Annotated in this window: 15 protein-coding genes; 8 read left to right on the forward strand and 7 right to left on the reverse strand. The window is 49.1% G+C overall.

Annotation, left to right across the window (positions count from 1 at the left end; translation table 11 throughout):
• Window positions 1-399: 399 nt before the first annotated feature.
• From dinG to rsmS, 4 genes are all read left to right on the forward strand, one after another.
• Window positions 400-2,472, forward strand: a complete 2,073-nt coding sequence (gene dinG, locus AC6R0L_RS15425; RefSeq protein WP_500629674.1) for an ATP-dependent DNA helicase DinG — start codon at window positions 400-402, stop codon at window positions 2,470-2,472.
• 60 nt (window positions 2,473-2,532) lie between these two features.
• A complete protein-coding gene (locus AC6R0L_RS15430; RefSeq protein WP_500629675.1) occupies window positions 2,533-3,312 on the forward strand; it encodes a sulfite exporter TauE/SafE family protein in 780 nt (259 codons plus the stop codon).
• A gap of 95 nt (window positions 3,313-3,407) precedes the next feature.
• Window positions 3,408-3,956 carry a primosomal replication protein gene (locus AC6R0L_RS15435; protein WP_500629676.1) on the forward strand — a complete coding sequence of 183 codons (549 nt, stop codon included), beginning with the start codon at window positions 3,408-3,410 and terminating at the stop codon, window positions 3,954-3,956.
• Window positions 3,956-4,132: a pleiotropic regulatory protein RsmS gene (rsmS, locus tag AC6R0L_RS15440; protein ID WP_500629677.1), complete on the forward strand. Its 177-nt coding sequence runs from the start codon at window positions 3,956-3,958 to the stop codon at window positions 4,130-4,132. The genes AC6R0L_RS15435 and rsmS overlap by 1 nt, the downstream gene beginning before the upstream one ends.
• 129 nt (window positions 4,133-4,261) lie before the next feature.
• Here the strand turns inward: rsmS and AC6R0L_RS15445 are convergent, their stop codons facing one another.
• Entirely contained in the window at window positions 4,262-6,379 is a 2,118-nt protein-coding gene (locus tag AC6R0L_RS15445) for a methyl-accepting chemotaxis protein (protein ID WP_500629678.1), read from the reverse strand.
• A 213-nt stretch (window positions 6,380-6,592) separates the two neighbouring features.
• Here AC6R0L_RS15445 and xthA point away from each other — a divergent pair, with 213 nt between their 5' ends.
• Window positions 6,593-7,399, forward strand: coding sequence for an exodeoxyribonuclease III (gene xthA, locus AC6R0L_RS15450; RefSeq protein WP_500625596.1), 807 nt, complete (start codon window positions 6,593-6,595; stop codon window positions 7,397-7,399).
• Between the two features lie 148 nt (window positions 7,400-7,547).
• On the opposite strand, the gene fabV is transcribed toward xthA, so the two are convergent.
• The 3 genes from fabV to psrA form a co-directional block, all read right to left on the reverse strand.
• Complete coding sequence (gene fabV, locus AC6R0L_RS15455) at window positions 7,548-8,750, reverse strand: enoyl-ACP reductase FabV (protein WP_334550818.1); 1,203 nt, start codon at window positions 8,748-8,750, stop codon at window positions 7,548-7,550.
• Between the two features lie 205 nt (window positions 8,751-8,955).
• Window positions 8,956-11,241 (reverse strand): acyl-CoA dehydrogenase, encoded by a 2,286-nt coding sequence (locus AC6R0L_RS15460; RefSeq protein WP_500629679.1) that lies wholly within the window; start codon window positions 11,239-11,241, stop codon window positions 8,956-8,958.
• 92 nt (window positions 11,242-11,333) lie between these two features.
• The gene (gene psrA / locus AC6R0L_RS15465; protein WP_334550821.1) at window positions 11,334-11,960 is read right to left on the reverse strand and encodes a TetR family transcriptional repressor PsrA; all 627 of its coding nucleotides are present in this window, start codon (window positions 11,958-11,960) and stop codon (window positions 11,334-11,336) included.
• Between the two features lie 448 nt (window positions 11,961-12,408).
• Between psrA and AC6R0L_RS15470 the strand changes: the two genes are divergently transcribed.
• Both AC6R0L_RS15470 and AC6R0L_RS15475 read left to right on the forward strand, forming a co-directional pair.
• Window positions 12,409-13,305 carry a pyridoxal-phosphate dependent enzyme gene (locus tag AC6R0L_RS15470; RefSeq protein WP_500629680.1) on the forward strand — a complete coding sequence of 299 codons (897 nt, stop codon included), beginning with the start codon at window positions 12,409-12,411 and terminating at the stop codon, window positions 13,303-13,305.
• A gap of 54 nt (window positions 13,306-13,359) precedes the next feature.
• A complete protein-coding gene (locus AC6R0L_RS15475) occupies window positions 13,360-13,698 on the forward strand; it encodes a DUF1496 domain-containing protein (protein ID WP_500629681.1) in 339 nt (112 codons plus the stop codon).
• Here the strand turns inward: AC6R0L_RS15475 and AC6R0L_RS15480 are convergent.
• Entirely contained in the window at window positions 13,695-14,816 is a 1,122-nt protein-coding gene (locus AC6R0L_RS15480) for a GNAT family N-acetyltransferase/peptidase C39 family protein (protein ID WP_334550833.1), read from the reverse strand. The two genes, AC6R0L_RS15475 and AC6R0L_RS15480, sit on opposite strands and share 4 nt — an antisense overlap.
• 69 nt (window positions 14,817-14,885) lie before the next feature.
• On the opposite strand from AC6R0L_RS15480, the gene AC6R0L_RS15485 reads away from it, so the two are divergent.
• Window positions 14,886-16,337 carry a RimK family ATP-grasp domain-containing protein gene (locus AC6R0L_RS15485; protein WP_500629682.1) on the forward strand — a complete coding sequence of 484 codons (1,452 nt, stop codon included), beginning with the start codon at window positions 14,886-14,888 and terminating at the stop codon, window positions 16,335-16,337.
• 60 nt (window positions 16,338-16,397) lie between these two features.
• On the opposite strand, the gene AC6R0L_RS15490 is transcribed toward AC6R0L_RS15485, so the two are convergent.
• Together AC6R0L_RS15490 and AC6R0L_RS15495 are read right to left on the reverse strand one after the other, a co-directional pair.
• Window positions 16,398-18,032 carry a response regulator gene (locus AC6R0L_RS15490; protein ID WP_500629683.1) on the reverse strand — a complete coding sequence of 545 codons (1,635 nt, stop codon included), beginning with the start codon at window positions 18,030-18,032 and terminating at the stop codon, window positions 16,398-16,400.
• Window positions 18,029-18,388: an Hpt domain-containing protein gene (locus AC6R0L_RS15495; protein WP_500629684.1), complete on the reverse strand. Its 360-nt coding sequence runs from the start codon at window positions 18,386-18,388 to the stop codon at window positions 18,029-18,031. The genes AC6R0L_RS15490 and AC6R0L_RS15495 overlap by 4 nt, the downstream gene beginning before the upstream one ends.
• Between the last annotated feature and the right edge of the window lie 10 nt (window positions 18,389-18,398).

The following is an 18,398-nucleotide window of genomic DNA, read 5'->3' on the forward strand; positions in this document are numbered from 1 at the left end:
TAGATTGCAAAAGATTCCCCCAAGTGTCAAATGTTCTAAATCACACAACTAAAAAAACATAAATTAGTTTAAAATCATATATTTACATATAAATCTGCCGTTTTTTAGACCAGGCTCATAAAAATATCGCCACGCCACAGGCCTTACCAAAACCGTTAACACTTAGACTTAAACGCTAATAAATCGATAAAACTAAGCAAATTACAGAATATAAACCTACCATTTGTGATTATTTGGAGTGATATATATTTTACAATTAGAATTAATTATAAGTTCTTGAAGGTTCAGTTTTTTTTTGTGAAGAAGATCTAGATTTGGTCATTTGAGATTCTATTTCGTGAACTGAGTAGCGTTTAGCAAACTGTGCTATCATCCGTCGCCCATAGCGAAGGTCCCCATATGATTGCCAGTAAGATACAAAATTCTATCCGCCACAGTTATCAATCTCTCCAACATCAGTTAGAAAACTTCGTTCCTCGCCGGGCACAAAACTACTTGGTCGCGGAGATCGCCAAAACATTATGTGGCGAGTATCACAAATCTAATCGGATGATTGTTGCAGAAGCAGGGACCGGGATCGGCAAATCACTCTCCTATCTGATGGCAGCAATACCCGTTGCGCTGCTCAATAATCGCAAAGTGGTCATCTCCACCGCCACCGTCGCGCTGCAAGAGCAGCTCATCAATAAAGATTTGCCTTTATATAGACGCCTCTCTGATCGTGAGTTCTCCTTTATCCTCGCCAAAGGCCGAGGCCGGTATTGCTGCGCTGAAAAACTCTACGCCGCGTGTGGGGCAGACGGGGGGCAGATGGCGATGTTCGAAAGTAAACCAAAGAAAAAAGAGATTGAACTGCTTGAGCTTATGCATAGCAAGTTGGCACAAAACAAATGGAATGGTGACCGCGACGCTTGGCCCAAGCCGATTCCCGACCACTTGTGGCAAATGATTGTCAGCGATAAGCACAGCTGCAACACCAGTTTACCTGCGCATCGCCAGTGTCCGTTTCAAAAGGCCCGTGCCGAGCTTGATAAGGTCGACGTGATCATTGCCAACCACAGCTTGGTGATGGCCGATGCCGATCTCGGTGGTGGCGTGATACTACCAGAGCCTGAGAACACCTTTTATGTGTTTGATGAGGCGCACCACTTACCCCACGTCGCGCGCGATCACGCCTCTGCCGCAGCCAGTTGTAAAGGCGCTGCCAGTTGGCTAGAGAAGCTCAATCAAAGTGTGACCAAATTTGCAGGCCTTGCCGATGAAAAGCGCGTCGCAAGGTTTAAAAACGAGTTGCAAGACAGCATTGCGCAGCTTATTCCAACCTTGGCGAAGCTCCCCGCACAGTTTGATACGCAAGCATTTGAAGACCGTCATTATCGCTTTGAACATGGCGAACTGCCCAATTGGCTATTTGAACAGGCCAAAGAATTGAAAACCTATTCGGTCAAAGGTGCTCAGGCATTCGCTAAGGTGGCGGATCTGATTTCAGAACGCGTCAAAGACGGCGAAATTGCGAATCGACTCGCAGAACCCGCGCTCGCTGAGCTCGGTTTTTACATTCAGCGTTTTGACAATCTCGCCCAAGTTTGGCGCTTAATGGCCGAGCCCACGCGTGAAAAAGGCGCGCCTTTAGCGCGTTGGTTATCCCTGCATCCGGAACGCGAAGGCGACATTATCGTCAATGTCTCACCGCTCGAAGTGGGTTGGCAATTGGATCAACAGATCTGGAGCCGCTGCGTCGGTGCGGTACTCACTTCCGCGACTCTGCGCGCGCTCAACTCATTCAGCTTTTTCTGTCGCCAAGCTGGCGTAAGTGAAAAAGAGGAAGACGGTGTGCGCTTTCTTGCGCTCTCGTCACCGTTTGATTACGCCAACCAAGCCGAATTGGTCATACCGGCAATGAAGATGGAACCCCAAGCGCCACAGTTTACTGAATATCTTATAGAGATATTGCCTAACTGGATTGAAGACAAACAGGCCAATTTGGTTTTATTCTCCTCCTATTGGCAAATGAACCAAGTCGCAGAAGCGCTGAGTAGCGAATTTGTTAAAAAGGGTTGGGCGCTGCAAATTCATGGTCAAGAATCACGCTCTGAAATTCTAAAAAAACATAAAACCCTTGTGCAGTGTGGCAAGACGAGCATTCTGTTTGGCACTGGCAGCTTCTCAGAAGGGCTGGATTTACCGGGCGACTTGCTGACCAACCTGGTGATCACCAAGATTCCGTTTGCGGTGCCAACCTCCCCCGTGGAGCGCTCACATGCAGAATACATCGAGCGCAAAGGCGGAAATCCGTTTATGCAGATCTCGGTACCCGAAGCGAGTAAAAAGCTGATTCAGTCTGTCGGTCGCTTGCTGCGTAAAGAGCGCGATTCTGGTAGAGTCGTCATCCTTGATCGCAGACTGGTCACCAAACGTTACGGGAGTGCGCTGTTGGACTCACTTCCGCCATTTAAACGCACCATTAAATAGTGGTGCGATTAACACCCATAACTTACAAGCGCTTCAAGCATATAAAGAAGAATACACATTATGGAACTTTTTGAGCCAACCATGTTGTTGGTGTTGGCACTGGTTGCTTTTGTTGCTGGATTTATTGATGCCGTCGCCGGTGGTGGTGGCATGTTAACGGTGCCTGCCCTGCTGTCACTCGGCCTACCGCCGCACATTGCGCTCGGTACAAATAAGTTGGCGGCGACCTTCGCATCCTCAACCGCCGCGTTTACTTACTACCGAAAGCGCCTGTTTAAACCTGAATGTTGGCTAAGAGCCTTCTTTGCCACCCTAGCAGGGGCAATCTTGGGCACCTTGTTTGTTGATTTCATCTCAACCGAGTGGCTTGAAAAAATCTTACCGCTGATTATTCTGGCGGCGGCTGTCTATACTGTTTGGCATAAAACGCCGAATGCAAACATCAATGAATCGCCGCCACCTTGTCCTGTACTGCATAAAAAGCAGATGGGCCAAGGTTTGATTCTAGGCTTTTATGATGGCGTTGCCGGCCCAGGTACCGGTGCGTTTTGGACCGTGAGTTCAATGGCGCTCTATCGCCTCAATATTTTGTTGGCTTCAGGTTTGGCCAAGGCGATGAACTTTACCAGCAACTTTACGTCATTGATTACGTTTGCCATTTTGGGTCACATCGATTGGGTACTAGGCCTGACGATGGGTGTCTGTTTGATGGCCGGCGCGTTCGTTGGCGCTCATTCCGCCATACGATTTGGCGCAACGTTTATACGCCCAGTCTTTGTTACCGTCGTCAGTGTGCTCGCCGTCAAACTGGCGTTTGATGCGTGGTTTATCCCTAGTTAACGCAATCATTGCTCAACGAAAGCATTACTTGACGAAAACACTGATTAACGCAATCACTGCGCGTAACTTGCATAGGAAGCGACAAGTAGAACGCTATGAATAGATTCGATTCGCTAAAACAAACCTTAGAGAGCCTAGCCCTGCAAGCGGCGGGGCTTGATCGCCAACGTGGTGAGCACCATTTGCCGCTGTTTGATGAACGGCTGTTTTCTTGCCGAGCCAAACTGCTTGTCCCCTGCGTGACAGAAACACAAGCCACATTGACATCTATTTTGCGCGAAGAACAAGCGGGCAAATTGACCACGCACCGAGCAGAATACCTCGGCGAGCGTTTACTGTCGCAAATCAGTGCCATTGAGCGCGAATTGGCCACCACCTCAATCCGTAAAAACGAACCTAAGCACAAAAGCTATTATAGAAAGCCCATCAACGAGCTCTACCAACAACTGGCGCAGCATCAAGAGTGGGAACGTCGCTTAAAAGAGATGGTGAGAGATAAAGAGCGTGCACTGCAAAACGCCTCATCGTTTGCCCAAGCACAAGCGCAGCAAGCTTTACTGGCCACCGAGCAGCGTCTAAAAAGGTGCCAAGAGTCTAAGTTGAAAATCGAAAATCAAATCACCTATCGAGAGAGAAACCAGTAATGTCTAGCCAAGAACAGTCAGCGGCAGCAAACAGCGCGCTTGAAAACGCCCCCGAAGAGATCAAACTGGCAGTAGATTTGATCTACTTATTGGAGAGCAACGCGATCGATCCTCACACTGCTTTAGCCGCGATCGACATCGTAAAAAGCGATTTAGAGCGAAAGTTGGCACAATAAGGTCAACGCCCTGACTTCAAAGACTTGCTGTCTTGCTTAACTACTCATCGCTGGATAAAACAAAAACGCGCTCGGGGATGGGGATTCACCAAGCGCGTTTTCTCAATAAGAGGTGTATGTCCTTTGAGGCTACACCTTAAATTGATTGACCAATTGCTGCTGATTTTTCGACAGCTCACTGATCTGGCCGCTGACCGTTTCTGACTCTTCCGCTTGAGACAAAATTTGTGCACTCAGATCGCGGATATTAGCGACACTTTGATTCACTTCGCCTGACACCGACTGCTGCTCTTCTGCCGCTTTGACAATCTGGTTGTTCATATCGTTGATGGAAGCGATCGCGCCAAAGATGTGATTAAGCTCTTGTACCGCCTGTTCAACCTGGCTGGCAGAGTGATTGGCGAGCTCATTGCCCTCTTGAATCGCAGACACCACATCCTGCGTGCCCTTCTGCACACTTTCGATCACTTTACGGATTTCGCCGACTGAGTCTTGAGTGCGGCTGGCGAGATTACGGACCTCATCGGCCACCACGGCAAAGCCACGACCTTGATCACCCGCGCGCGCCGCTTCAATCGCAGCGTTGAGCGCCAACAGGTTGGTTTGCTCCGAAATGCCCTCAATCACGGTCAAAATTTCCGTAATGTTGGCGTTGTTCTTCGCCAGCTCTTCCACTACGGGCACTGCTGCGGTCATACGTTCGACCAGATGTTCCATTTCATGTTGCGATTTTTCAATCACTTGTTGACCGACGGTTGCCGCCTGATGCGCTTTATCCGCCTCTTGCACTGCAATTTCCGCGTTTTGCACCACAAGGCCTGCGGTTTGCGTCATCTCTTCAGACGCCGTCGCGACTAAGTCGACCTCTTTAAACTGGGCATCGCTGCTGCGTCTCGTGCCTTGGGCGGCCACTTTCGATTGTTCGGTTGTGGTCCCTACCTGCATCGTGGTATCAATCACATCACGAATAATGTGTTGCAGCTTTTCCAAAAACGAGTTGAAACCCATGGCGAGCTGACCAATTTCATCCGCCGATTTCACCTCAATACGTTGGGTAAGATCACCTTCGCCCGACGCGATATCATCCAAACTCGCCACCACATCACGAATGGGTTTCACCAAGCGATTAGCCATAACACCAATCGTAAATAAACCAAACAACACCAGGACCGAACCCGCCAACAGTTCGGTGGTCACGCTCGATTCCACTTGCGCCGTAATGGTAGCGTCAAGGTCATCGGCATCGGCCAACACACTGTTTCTAGGCATATCAAACAATACGCCCCAGGTTTGATTCGCTACCATAATCGGTGCGAACACCGTCATCCAGTCACCGCTTTCGCTCCACTGGGTCACCACTTCTTGACCCAAGAGCAACTCTCGTAGCGCTTCACTGCTGTGCATGTCACTCTGGTAAGGTTGGCCAATGGCCGCGTCAGGCGCGTCACTGGCGATCAAAGAGCCATCAAAGCTAACAATATTGACGCTGCCGTCGCCCGAAAAGAGTTTGCTATCCGCATCGGTCACCACCTCTTTCAAGGCGTCGAGACGCAAATCAATTCCGAAGAAACCAATGCTGGTGCCATCGAGCATAATTGGCACCGAAATCGAGGAGGTTAAAAATGTTTCCTCCTCTTGAGTAATCAAACGTGGCGTAGTCACACACGCTTGTGCTGTGGTCAATGGGCACTCAAAGCGCTCACGATTACTTGGGTCTAACAGCAGGGCTTCACTGAGCACGCTGTTCACCACGTTTTCACCATTTTGCGCGGTGATCCAGTAAGGCGCAAAACGGCCCACTTCATTTGAACCGACATACTCAGCATCAACGTAATTGCTGTCTTCATTGTCGAGCATGTCCGGTCTAAAGACCAAATACGCCCCTTGAATCGATTCAAAGTCCATCACCGAACGACGGACCATTTCATCCAATGCGGTACGCAGCTCCTCACTGTCACCAAAATTTTCTTCGGTATTGCGTTTTAAGAACATGGCGCTGGAGGCCAACATTTCAGCGCGGTAGAGCGCTTCATTGAGATACTCCGCCACCTCAGTACCGCTGAGCAGAGCGCGCGTTTGTAGCAACTGCTCGGATTTATCGATCACCGATTCCGCGCTTTGCGCTTTGATCAATTGTTGATTGGATAAAGCGTTGTAGACCGAGAAGCCAATTAGAGAGAGTGACGTAATGAGGAGACAGCAGCCAGCGAAAAGCGTGATCTTCCATTGAACCGAAAGCGTTCGCATAATACATCCTTATAAGCAAACTTGTTGATAGTTTTGTTCAATCATTACAGCATATTGAACTTGATTATCAATCAAAAGTTTAAGAATTTGTTACTATCGCTCAGAGTAAGATGCTAAACGCTCGGCATTAGTCAGCCAAAAGTGGAAGTGTTACTATTCAAAACCAGTGGATTTAGACTGCAAAAACGAGACCTATTCAAGCAAGGATTATCAATGAAAGTCATCTCTTTTAATATCAACGGCCTTCGCGCCCGCCTTCATCAACTGCAAGCCATTATTGATAAGCATCAACCTGACGTGATTGGTCTTCAAGAAATCAAGGTGCATGATGAAGCTTTCCCACTCGAGGATGTGGAAGCGATGGGCTATCACGTGTACTTTCACGGTCAAAAAGCGCACTACGGTGTGGCCATGCTGTGTAAGAAAGCGCCGATTCACGTGCAAAAAGGCTTTCCTACCGACAATGATGATCATCAAAAACGCATGATCATGGCGACGTTTGAAGACGACGCGGGAGAGAAAGTGACCGTCCTCAATGGTTACTTCCCTCAAGGTGACAACATCCACCACGAAACCAAGTACCCGTATAAGCGTCAGTTTTATCAAGATTTAATGACCTACTTGAACGAGTATCACAGCAGCGACGAGCAATTGATTGTGATGGGTGACATCAACATCAGCCCATTGGACAGCGATATTGGTATTGGCGAACCCAACCGCAAACGTTGGTTAAAAACGGGCAAATGTTCGTTCCAACCTGAGGAGCGCGAGTGGCTTAGCACCTTGATGAATTGGGGCTTGGTCGATACGTTCCGTCAGGTTCATCCAAGTGTCGACGATCGTTTTTCATGGTTTGATTATCGCTCTCGCGGTTTCGATGATAACCGTGGTCTACGTATTGATGTGATTCTTGCTACGCCAAGTTTGGCGCAAAAATGCGTCGAGTCGGATATTGATTACGAGCTGCGCGGCATTGAAAAGCCGTCTGACCACGCGCCTATTTGGTCGACGTTTAAGTAAGCGGACTGACTAGGATAAAGAGCAGGGAAAGCCGACGTTCCAAAGCCGTCGATTGAAAATAGCGCAGTGAAAAAAATCCGGAGCATCAACTCCGGATTTTTTGTCTCTAACACCACATATTGAGTAGTGACGTTACGATAAATAGCCGTTAGATAGCGATAAAGTCGGCTTTGTAGTCTGGGTTAACATCTGCGTCGTAATCGACGCCTTCAACACCAAAACCAAACAGTTTCAAGAACTCTTCTTTATACTCGACGTAATCCGTCAGCTCTTTTAGGTTTTCAGAGGTGATTTGTGGCCATAGGTCACGGCAGTGTTGTTGGATGTCGTCGCGCAACTCCCAGTCGTCTAAACGCAGGCGGTTCTTCTCATCCACTTCTGCTGCGCTGCCATCTTCTTTGTAGAGACGCTGACTGAACATGCGGTAGATTTGTTCCATACACCCTTCGTGAACGCCTTCCTCACGCATCTTCTTAAAGACCATAGCGATATAAAGCGGCATAACAGGAATCGCAGAACTCGCTTGAGTCACAACCGATTTCAATACTGCGACATTCGCGCTGCCACCGGTTGAAGAAAGTTTCTCGTTCAGTGCTGCGGCGGCGCGGTCTAAGTCCATCTTCGCTTTACCTAGCGCACCGTCCCAGTAGATCGGCCACGTCAGCTCAGTGCCAATGTAGCTGTACGCGACGGTTTTGCAGCCATCAGCCAACACGCCAGCTTCAGAGAGGGCATTGATCCACAATTCCCAATCTTCGCCACCCATTACGGTGACGGTGTCTTTGATCTCTTCTTCAGTCGCAGGCTCAACGCTCGCTTCGATGATCACATCTTTGTTGGTATCCACCGCTGTCGATGTGTAGGTTTCGCCGATTGGTTTGAGAGAAGAACGAATTACTTCACCCGTCTCTGGCATTTTACGCACTGGAGAAGCCAGTGAGTACACCACCATATCGATCTGACCCAGATCTTGTTTGATCAGCTCAATGGTTTTTTCTTTTGCTTCGTTTGAAAACGCGTCACCGTTCAAGCTTTTTGCGTAAAGACCCTCTTCACGGGCGAGTTTTTCAAAAGCGACAGAATTGTAGAAACCGGCTGTGCCCGGCTTTTTCTCTGTGCCTTCTTTCTCGAAGAACACACCGATGGTTGAAGCGCCACCACCAAATGCCGCTGCGATACGAGAAGATAGACCGTAGCCACTCGATGCGCCCACAACCAATACACGCTTAGGTGCGTTCTTAATTGGGCCTTGCGCCTTAGTGTAAGCAATTTGTTCTTTTACGTTAGCTTCACAACCCACTGGGTGCGTTGTTGTACAGATAAATCCACGAATTCTAGGTTTGATGATCATATTCAACTTCCTTAACAAAACCCGGCTAGGATAAAAGGTTCAACGCCAGATCGCATCTAATTTCTGTAAAAATGTCGTGAAAAGGCAAGTGGTTGGATCACTTCCTGTCGCTTCTCTCTGTGGTATCCAAAGCACTTTTCGAAGCAGAAACAGCAGAGGCACCATGACGGTGCCTCTAAGGTAGTAAGAGCGGTGACGTGTTTTATTACGCCACGCTATCGAGCTTTGGCTTCGCGCCCTCTTGATGGGTACGAGTCTCACTGAAATCGTGGCTAAAGTGGTCCACTTGAATGGCGCGGTAACGCAATTTATCCGCGGCCAAGATTTTATCCACTTCAGCTTGAGTCAACACGCCAGCGTCTAAGGCTTGCGCTAATCGCTCGGTCAGTAGCCCTTTACGAGCGACTACACCATCTTTAGCCGCGCGCATCAGTTTGCGCTCTAAGCTCTTCACCCCATACATGGCAAGGAACGCGTTTTCCATCAAGCCGACACTGTCATCCGCATCTTTGCCAATGTAGCAAAGGTGAGTGAGGCGATCACGATGCGCGCCTGGTGTCATCAGACTTTCTGCCAGTTTCACAGTAAGCTGATCACTTGGCTTGGTGTAGCGATTGCCCAGCGGGAAGATGATCACTTTCAGCAAACGCCCAACCGCTTTTTGTGGGTAGTTGGTAAAGGCTTGCTGCAATGACTGCGCCGCGTGATACAAACAGTGCTGCACGGCGTAGTGTACGTAATCGAGATCTTGCTGCTGGCGACCTTCATCTTCGTACTTTTTCAGTGCCGCAGACGCCATGTATAGATACGCCAGTACATCCCCTAAACGTGCCGAGATCATCTCTTTACGTTTTAGATCGCCGCCCAGTGTCGCCATTGCGATGTCCGCACTGACCGCCAACGCGCGGCTGAGACGCGTCATCTCTTTATAGTATTGCTGCGTTGGCCCGCTCATATCGGCTTTGATAAAGCGAGAGCCGGTCAGCGCCGCGCCAAACGCACCGAAGGTATTGCCCATTGCGTGTTTGATGTGTTTGAACAGTAAATCATCAAATTGCTTCGCACCCTCTTTTTCATCCGGGTTGGCGGCCGCTTCCATTTCTTTCAGTACGTATGGATGACAACGTGTCGCCCCTTGACCAAAGATCATCAGGTTACGGGTCAAAATATTCGCACCTTCCACGGTAATAGCGACCGGCACACCGAGATAGTGCGTAGCAAGGTAGTTCATCGGGCCATCTTGAATAGCGCGGCCTGAGTGAATGTCCATCGAATCATTCAAAATAGTGCGGGCCATTTCCGTCATGTGGTATTTGGCAATCGCCGTCACAATGCCCGGTTTCTCTTTCAGATCTAACGAGGTCGTGGTGAGTGTGCGGCTCGCTTCAAGCAAGTACGTCAAACCACCGATGCGCCCCAGTGCTTCTGCAACCCCTTCGAACTTACCGATCGACATACCAAACTGCTTACGCACGTAGGAATACGCACCCGTAGTGCGTGATGTCAGATGGCCAATCGCAGTGCCAAGAGCTGGCAACGAGATACCGCGACCTGCTGACAAACATTCCACCAGCATGCGCCAACCTTTACCGGCGTAGTCTTGGCCACCAATGAGCCAATCCATAGGAATAAAGACATCTTTACCGCGCGTTGGACCGTTCATAAACGCCAAACCTAGCGGGTCGTGACGCTCACCGATTTCCACCCCTTTGTGATCCGCCGGGATCAACGCACAGGTAATGCCGAGCTCTTTTTCATCGCCTAGCAGGCCGTCTGGGTCATACATTTTAAACGCAAGGCCAAGTACCGTCGCAACGGGCGCGAGAGTGATGTAGCGCTTGTTCCAGTTGAGGCGAATACCCAGCACCTCTTTCCCTTCATGCTCGCCGTAACAGACGACGCCATCATCGGGAATGCCACCGGCATCTGAACCCGCTTCCGGGCCAGTTAGCGCAAAACACGGAATGTCGGTACCATCGGCAAGACGTGGCAGCCAGTAATCTTTTTGCTCTTGCGTACCATAGTGGGACAACAGCTCACCCGGACCTAACGAGTTTGGCACCATAACCGATACCGCCGTACTGATACTGCGAGTGGCGATGCGCGAAACGATGGTTGAGTTTGCCAATGCAGAGAATTCACGGCCGCCATACTCTTTCGAAATGATCAGCGAGAAAAAGCGCTCATTGCGCAGGTAATCCCACACTTCTTTTGGCAGATCGCGATCTTCTTTGACGATCTTGTGGTCATTGAGCATCGCCAACAAGGTTTCGAGCTCATTGTCCATAAAGGCTTGCTCTTCCGCTGTTAGCGTTGGTGCAGGATATTGATGCAACTTACGAAAATCAGGACGGCCTGAGAACAACTCTCCGTCCCACCATACGCTGCCCGCTTCCATGGCTTCTTTCTCTGTGCTTGATAGCGGCGGTAGTACTTTTTTGAACATTTTGAAAGCTGGGTCACTGACCCATTTTCTTCTTAGAGAGCACATAATCCGATCCTTTTGTTCGCGTTAGGGTGTTGAACTTATTGTTAGTGTTATAAATGCTTTGTTGGTGTTAAAAATCTTAACTATTACTCGACTTATTTGGCCGCGACGCCCGCAGCCAAATAAGGAATCAGTTGGTCAACGACGGACTTAGCATCCATCGCTTTGCCGTAATCATTTTCAGCGATTTCCAGCAGCGCTTGACTCGAAGCCATAGTGAATACGCACGTGCCGAGGGTAAAATGCAAACGCCAGAACAGCGCTTCTTGAGTCAACTCAGGGTTGGCCTTCATCACCGATTGCGTAAACAGTGACAACGTCTCTTGGTAACGTGTGGTGATGAACCAACGCAAGTGACCTTGCACATCGGTATAACCACGCCCAATCAGCAACATAAAGCGGCTGGTACCGTTCGGTCTCACATCGTTTAAATTTCTCAGCGGCGTACGCAGTGACTCAAACACGTCTGACATTTCATACGTATCATTGAGATTTAAGTTTATTAGCGCATCTTGCACTGAGGGCATAAAAGCTTCGAGATAACGGTTTAGCACTGCACGTACTAAGGTTTTCTTATCGCCAAAGTGATAGTTGACTGACGCGAGATTCACTCCAGCTTTACTGGTAATGGTGCGAAGAGACGTGTCATTAAAACCATGCTCAGCAAACAACGCTTCCGCTACATCTAGGATTTTCTCTTTCGTCTTATTTCTCGCCGACATTTTAAAGCACTCGTATTAAACAACTGTTTGAAATATACATCCGAAACATTTAACTAACAACCAATTAACATCACATTTTTGCGCTTTGGTCTGACCAGATAAAAAAGTGTGAAAGTAATTCATTGAAACGTAAGAGAGATTTTTCATTGCGAACAAAAAAGTGTGCAAAGAAGAAAAAAGAGAAGAAATTTATTGAACTGTTTGCGCCGTCCCCGGTCTGAATAGGTGTAGTGAGCAGAGCATTCGAAGTTTACAGGCCGTCAAACTTGTTTCCTTTCTGAACCTACTCATATGCTGCTTTTTCTTATTAACTCCTATGTTTTATGTATCCGCCCAGAGACCTTTTACTCTGGGCTTTTTTTTTCTTTTTCGCTCCAACCGCTCAGCAAGACTTTTTAGTGCTAGTTTTATACACTACGCCTCTTTTTGACACCCTGCACGTTAGACCATGAAACTCAGCGATACGCCCGTCACGCAACATCAAGTGGCTTCGATCCCCTTTTTTCTCAAGCGAGACGATCAACTGCACAGCCACTTCTCTGGTAACAAGGCACGCAAACTGATGTCAGTGCTGAGCAGCGAGTGGCCAAAGGTGAAAACCTTGATTGGCTATGGCAGCGCACAGGCGAACTCTGCCTACTCGCTTGCCGCGCTTGCTGCAATAAAGGGCTGGGCGTTTGAGTTTTATGTCGATCGTATCCCCGCATGGCTAGAGCAGCAGCCGCTGGGCAATTATCGGGGCGTGTTGGAGCTCGGTGGGCAAATCATCGCTGTCGGCGATTCAGGGCTAGAACCCACGCGCTACATCGAGCAAATCCGCCAACCTGATGATACCTGCTTGGTGATCCCCGAAGGCGGCCGCTCTACCCTGGCAGAGCCCGGCGTGGCAGGACTGGCGCGAGAAATTCTCTCTTGGACTCGCTATCATCCCGAGCACGAGTTTGTTGTCGCCTTACCTTCCGGGACCGGTACCACGTCGCTCTATCTGCAAAAAGCACTCAGACCGCACGGCATTGAGGTGCTGACTTGTCCGTGTGTGGGCGGGAGAGCCTACCTCGAAGCGCAGTGGCGAGCGTTAGGTGAAGAGGTCTTTCCCACCGTTCTTGAACTCGAACAAAAGCATCACTTTGGCAAGTTGTATCAAGCGGACTATCGGATGTGGCAGCAGCTGCTGGCCGACACCGATGTTGAGTTTGATCTGCTTTACGATCCCGTGATGTGGCGCTGCCTGCTCAGCTGGTACCCAAATCACCTGCAAAAGACTATTCTCTATGTGCATCAAGGGGGATTGCTGGGCAACGAAAGTATGCTGGCGCGTTATCAACGCAAATTTGATGGTGTTTAAAGCCACCGCATCCCCTGAGTTCATCACCAACCAAAGAGTAAAAGGAGCGCAGCGATGCGATTGTGCACTCAAATTCTAAGTCTGCTGTTGGCTCTCGGCATGACTTATCCTGCGTTGGCAACCGTCATCACAACGCCGGGTAAACCGGTTGTCGGCGTCAACGCTTCGCGCCTTGCGGAGCGCGTCTGCTACTACCAAGACCAAGCCTACTCATTGGGCGCCGTGATTGAAGTCAAAGATCACCTGCTGCGCTGCTCGAAAGCCAACGACTTTGAGAGCAATGGCGCGCTGAAATGGCAGAGCCTGGATAGCCAAGACGATAGTAAAACCGATAGCAAAACCGAACAACCTGACGCTGACGCGACCCAATCTAAGCGTTATTCGGTCAACTAGCTCTGTGACGCCACTGCGCTGGAGCCAGAGTGTGCGGGGCGAATCACCACACAAGCGGTATGACGCTGCTTGCCAAAACCGATGATCTGCGACAGCGCCGCTTTGCTGACCGTCACGTGCGCCGAGCCAACGGCATCTAGCTCAGATTCTGCGTGCGGATCATGAATGAAAAAGAACTGCTCGCTCATCCCGCTCAGTACCACCCAGTGCGGTTCTTTGCTGCCATTAAAACGATAGGTGCTGATTAACAGCAAAATGCTGGCCCCTTCTTCCACCCAGCGCTCCAACTGACTCTGTGATGGTGGAGAGTCGATGATGTCCACGTCCTGCTCCGCCAACTGTTGGCAAAAATCCTGATGAACAATTTCAATCACTTGCTTCTTGTTGTCATCCCGCACACTGTCGATAAATGGCGTCGATTGGGATTGGCTCCACAGCTCGACATGATACCCGCGTCGTGCCGCTGCCAGTGCCAATCCATGACCACTGCATCCACCGTGGCCTGACGCCATGAAAATCGTCGTCGCCTCGCGCCACAATTGCAACTCGGCACTGCGTGTCAGAGGTTGTGATTTATCGAAATGAGCAAAAGCCATTAGCAGCGACGCCGCGCCACAAGTAAATGGCGTGGTTTGCACATAAAGAGGCATATTTAACAAGGTCTTAGGTCCGTAATGACTTAAGCGTTTTTGCATTTTTAGCCCATCACACAAATCGTCGTAATAATGGATCAGCAGCTTGAGGGTTTTATAGCCCAATTTCTTGTATAAATTTATCGCGCCTATATTGTCTTCGCGCACTTCTAGTCGTATTGTTGTGAAGCCTTTTTCGACGGCAGCGCGCTCACACATTTCGATCAACGATTGTGCAATATTTCGTCCCCGGTACTGCGGCATCACCGCGATGGAATAGAGTCTCGACAGTTGTGTTCCTTGGTGAAACAAAACTAATGCATAGCCAACCACCTGCTCATCGCACTGTGCTACGAACAAAGAAGAATGTTCAGATTGGATGAACCTTTTCATCTGCCGTGGTGAGATCCTATCACTGGAGAAAAGTGACTTTTCCAACTGATTTAACGCACTGAGATCTGTGATTTTCGATTGGCGAAAATTCATGTGATACCTTCAAAAAAAGCTTATGCTAGTGTTTACCCATCATAGCGTTATTATTAAGGAACAAGATAGATGGCAAACTTATTAATTGTCGCCGACCAAACCAGTGATTGGCAGCAATATTTCCCGTCAGAACAAGTGGTGAGCGTGGCGCAATACCTCGACAGAGATTGGCAAACCACCCAACGTAACGTTCAAGTGGTCAACCTATGCCGCGATTACAGCTACATGAGCAGTGGTTACTACTGTTCGCTGATGGCCGAGGCCCGTCGTCACCGAGTGATCCCGACGGTCACTGCCATCAATGATATTTCTCAACCCCTGTTGATGTCATCTAATTTCCTCAAGCTGAGTAAACTGCCGAGTGACTTAACGACCTTGTCTTGCAAGATCTATTTTGGCCGTACGCAACAAGCAGGGCTTGAAAAACTTGCCCGTCAGCTTTTTGAGCAGTTTATGATTCCGATCATCGAGCTCAAGATGACCAAACACCAAACGCAGTGGCAAATCGAATCAGTGGCGGCCTTCCCGTTCCAAGAGCTAGAAGATCAAGAAGAAAACTTCTTTATCGAGTCGCTTGAGCTATTCTCAGACAAAGTTTGGCGCAAACCCAAGCAGGTGAAAAAATACCGCTATGACCTCGCAATGCTGGTCGATGAAGAGGAAAAAATGCCGCCATCGGATGCCTCTGCATTGAAGCGTTTTAAGCGTGCAGCGGATCGCTTGGGGATGAACCTAGAGACGATTGGCAAAAACGACATTTCGCGTCTTGGCGAATTTGATGGCTTGTTTATTCGCGCGACCACCAACATCAGCAACTTCACCTACCGCTTTGCCAAAACCGCCGAAAAGCTTGGCCTAGTGGTGATGGATGACTCGGAGTCCATCATGAAGTGTACCAACAAGGTGTTTTTGACTGAGCTGTTGAAAAACAACAAAGTCCCTGCGCCTGCAAGCGTGATTTTGAATCGCTTTGACCCAGACTGGCAAGACGATTTGCTGAGCGAGTTGAGCTTTCCTATGGTGCTTAAGATTCCAGATGGCGCTTTCTCTCGCGGTGTAGTGAAAGTTAAAAACCAAGAAGAGCTTGAACGCGAAGCGGCGGCGCTGTTTGAGAAAAGCGCATTAATTTTGGCTCAAGCCTTTATGCCGACCGATTTTGACTGGCGAATTGGTGTTTTGAACCACCAAGCGATTTTTGCCTGTAAATACATGATGAGTCGTGGTCATTGGCAAATCTACCAACACCACAACAGTGGCCGTGTTTCATCTGGTAGCTTTGAGACGCTCGATCTTAAGCAAGTGCCAAAGAATGTCGTCGATGTGGCGGTCAAAGCAGCGAATCTGATTGGTCATGGTTTATATGGTGTCGACTTGAAAGAGATCGACGGTCAAGTCTACGTGATTGAAGTCAATGACAACCCAAGTATTGACCATCATGTTGAAGACGCTTTCCTCGGCGATCTTCTCTATGACCGCCTGATGACGGAGTTCCTGCGTCGTATCCAAATGCGCGGCTTCTAACCCATATCATCCGATCATGCGTATCAAAGCTTAATATCCTGCCTAAGTCACTCCGGTGGCTTAGGCATACTCCATCACATTATCTTTCGCCATCGCATAGAGCTTTTTGTAATTGCTGTTGTTGCGCTCTTGTGCCGACATTTGCGAGAGAACCACTCGATGGCAATCCGCCAACAAGTTAAATACCTCTCGATAGTTGCGAATTCGGATACGGTTATTGGCGAGTAGCTTGATGATCGCCATGCTCACTTTGTTGGAGTTCGGCATCAGGGCTTTGAGCGTCGCGTATTGCTCTAAGTATTTCTCGCCTTCTTTTTCGTCGCGTTCGTTCCATTGCGCCATAATGCTTTTCACTCGCTGAATTTGGCGCTGCTTATCTTTGAAGCGGCTTTCAAAATTTTCCCACATGATGTGCTGGCTCTTCTTAATATGGGCAATTTGCTCGTCTCGAATCGCCATTTTGGCCTGCTGTAAGAGCACGGGAATGTCGTTAAACAGCGACAGGTGCTCTAGTAGATAGAGCCAATGAAAATAATCATAGAAATGCAGTGGCTCATCAACGGTGAGCTCAGAGATGAGCGACACGGCGCTGCGCATATCTTGCGACAACCAATGAATATGCACATGCAGCAACGTCACTTGCACACCAAGATGACGGCACTTTTCAAGCTCATCCAACTTACCATTGATGAGGTAGCGCTGAGCTTCAAACACCGCGGGCTTATCCTCATCAACGGCTCGATAGAGAAAACTGCGGACCGTGTTGAGCGTGATGTATTCACTTTGCCGGTAGGTATTTTCGTTCTTTTCGCTGTAGCGCTTAATGTAATAAAACGCGTCGTCATAATGAGCAATCGCTAGCGACAGATTGGAGAGAATCAACTCGCGCTCTGTCCCTGCCTCAAGCAGGTTGGTGGCCAATTTTAAATGTCCTATCGCCCCCTCTATGTTGTCGTTACGCACACACACCGCGGCCATCCCATCATGGTAGTAGGGATTATTATCTTGATTCGACAAGGTACTAAGCACATCCCTTGCCATATCAATCTCTTCTTGTTCAATCAGCACTTTACTCAATGCGGTTTTCACGCTGTCGCAATCATACTCATCGAGCAGCGCGCGATACTGCTGGGCTGCATCCTCATATTGACCTAACTGGGCATAGCATTGGGCTTTCAGGTGGCCAAGATGACGCCCATACTGCGGGTGAAACGGGTGCAGCTCATCACATACCTCTAGCGCCTGTTGGTATTGCTTGGCATAAATAGCGGCATAGACACTCGCCAGTGCCTTTTTCCGCTTGAGACCGCTGTAAAGACGCGCAGAGAGAAAGGGCTTATTGAAGGGCTTAAGCCAATAATCATCCGGGTTACAGTCAATGATGGTACGCACGATTTGCGGTTGGTTTTCACCGGTTAAAAAGGCGAAAAAGAGATCGCTTTTGAGCAGTTGTAAGTGATGCAACTCTTCGAGCAGTTGGTAGCCGTTGATCTGGCTATTGAAGTTCACATCACAAATCACGATGTCGAACGCAATCTGCTTGCAGTGATTAATCACCTCATTTGGCCGATAGGCACAAACAACGTTGCTGCTATCAAAGCCAATCTCTCTTAGGATCAACAAGATAGAGTTGCACACTAAACGCGAGTCATCCGCGACCAATACTTTAAGCTGGCTAACATTGATCCCATTCATGGCCCTGCCTCCTCCGATGTCGGCATCGATTGCCAGTTCACGACATGCTCAATGCTTTGGCTTAGGTTTCGTGAAAATAGGATAAGCGCCGGCTCACCCTGCACCGATAGAGAACTGGCTTGCAATAAGTGATGCGCCTCAGTCGCCAATAAGTGGTGACCCACCATCGCCGCGCCGCCCTTGATCTTATGCAGCAGAGCGCGAACGGTCACTGCATCCGCCCGTTCAAGCGCTTGCGTTAAACCGGTGGCGTCTTCTTGCATCACATCGATATAGCACTGCGCCATCATCGGCCTTGTGCTTGGCTCGAAGGCATCTAGCCACGCCGTGTGATCGTTAGGCTGGATTTGCTGCATCACCTCTTAC

This window comes from Vibrio sp. R15-SG3-ISO1A (assembly GCF_059833955.1).

What these genes read in the sequence shown, in the direction of transcription:
- dinG (WP_500629674.1), top strand. Translation starts at nt 400, where the DNA reads ATGATTGCCAGTAAGATACAAAATTCTATCCGCCACAGTTATCAATCT.
- AC6R0L_RS15430 (WP_500629675.1), top strand. Translation starts at nt 2,533, where the DNA reads ATGGAACTTTTTGAGCCAACCATGTTGTTGGTGTTGGCACTGGTTGCT.
- AC6R0L_RS15435 (WP_500629676.1), top strand. Translation starts at nt 3,408, where the DNA reads ATGAATAGATTCGATTCGCTAAAACAAACCTTAGAGAGCCTAGCCCTG.
- rsmS (WP_500629677.1), top strand. Translation starts at nt 3,956, where the DNA reads ATGTCTAGCCAAGAACAGTCAGCGGCAGCAAACAGCGCGCTTGAAAAC.
- AC6R0L_RS15445 (WP_500629678.1), bottom strand. Translation starts at nt 6,379, where the DNA reads ATGCGAACGCTTTCGGTTCAATGGAAGATCACGCTTTTCGCTGGCTGC.
- xthA (WP_500625596.1), top strand. Translation starts at nt 6,593, where the DNA reads ATGAAAGTCATCTCTTTTAATATCAACGGCCTTCGCGCCCGCCTTCAT.
- fabV (WP_334550818.1), bottom strand. Translation starts at nt 8,750, where the DNA reads ATGATCATCAAACCTAGAATTCGTGGATTTATCTGTACAACAACGCAC.
- AC6R0L_RS15460 (WP_500629679.1), bottom strand. Translation starts at nt 11,241, where the DNA reads ATGTGCTCTCTAAGAAGAAAATGGGTCAGTGACCCAGCTTTCAAAATG.
- psrA (WP_334550821.1), bottom strand. Translation starts at nt 11,960, where the DNA reads ATGTCGGCGAGAAATAAGACGAAAGAGAAAATCCTAGATGTAGCGGAA.
- AC6R0L_RS15470 (WP_500629680.1), top strand. Translation starts at nt 12,409, where the DNA reads ATGAAACTCAGCGATACGCCCGTCACGCAACATCAAGTGGCTTCGATC.
- AC6R0L_RS15475 (WP_500629681.1), top strand. Translation starts at nt 13,360, where the DNA reads ATGCGATTGTGCACTCAAATTCTAAGTCTGCTGTTGGCTCTCGGCATG.
- AC6R0L_RS15480 (WP_334550833.1), bottom strand. Translation starts at nt 14,816, where the DNA reads ATGAATTTTCGCCAATCGAAAATCACAGATCTCAGTGCGTTAAATCAG.
- AC6R0L_RS15485 (WP_500629682.1), top strand. Translation starts at nt 14,886, where the DNA reads ATGGCAAACTTATTAATTGTCGCCGACCAAACCAGTGATTGGCAGCAA.
- AC6R0L_RS15490 (WP_500629683.1), bottom strand. Translation starts at nt 18,032, where the DNA reads ATGAATGGGATCAATGTTAGCCAGCTTAAAGTATTGGTCGCGGATGAC.
- AC6R0L_RS15495 (WP_500629684.1), bottom strand. Translation starts at nt 18,388, where the DNA reads ATGCAGCAAATCCAGCCTAACGATCACACGGCGTGGCTAGATGCCTTC.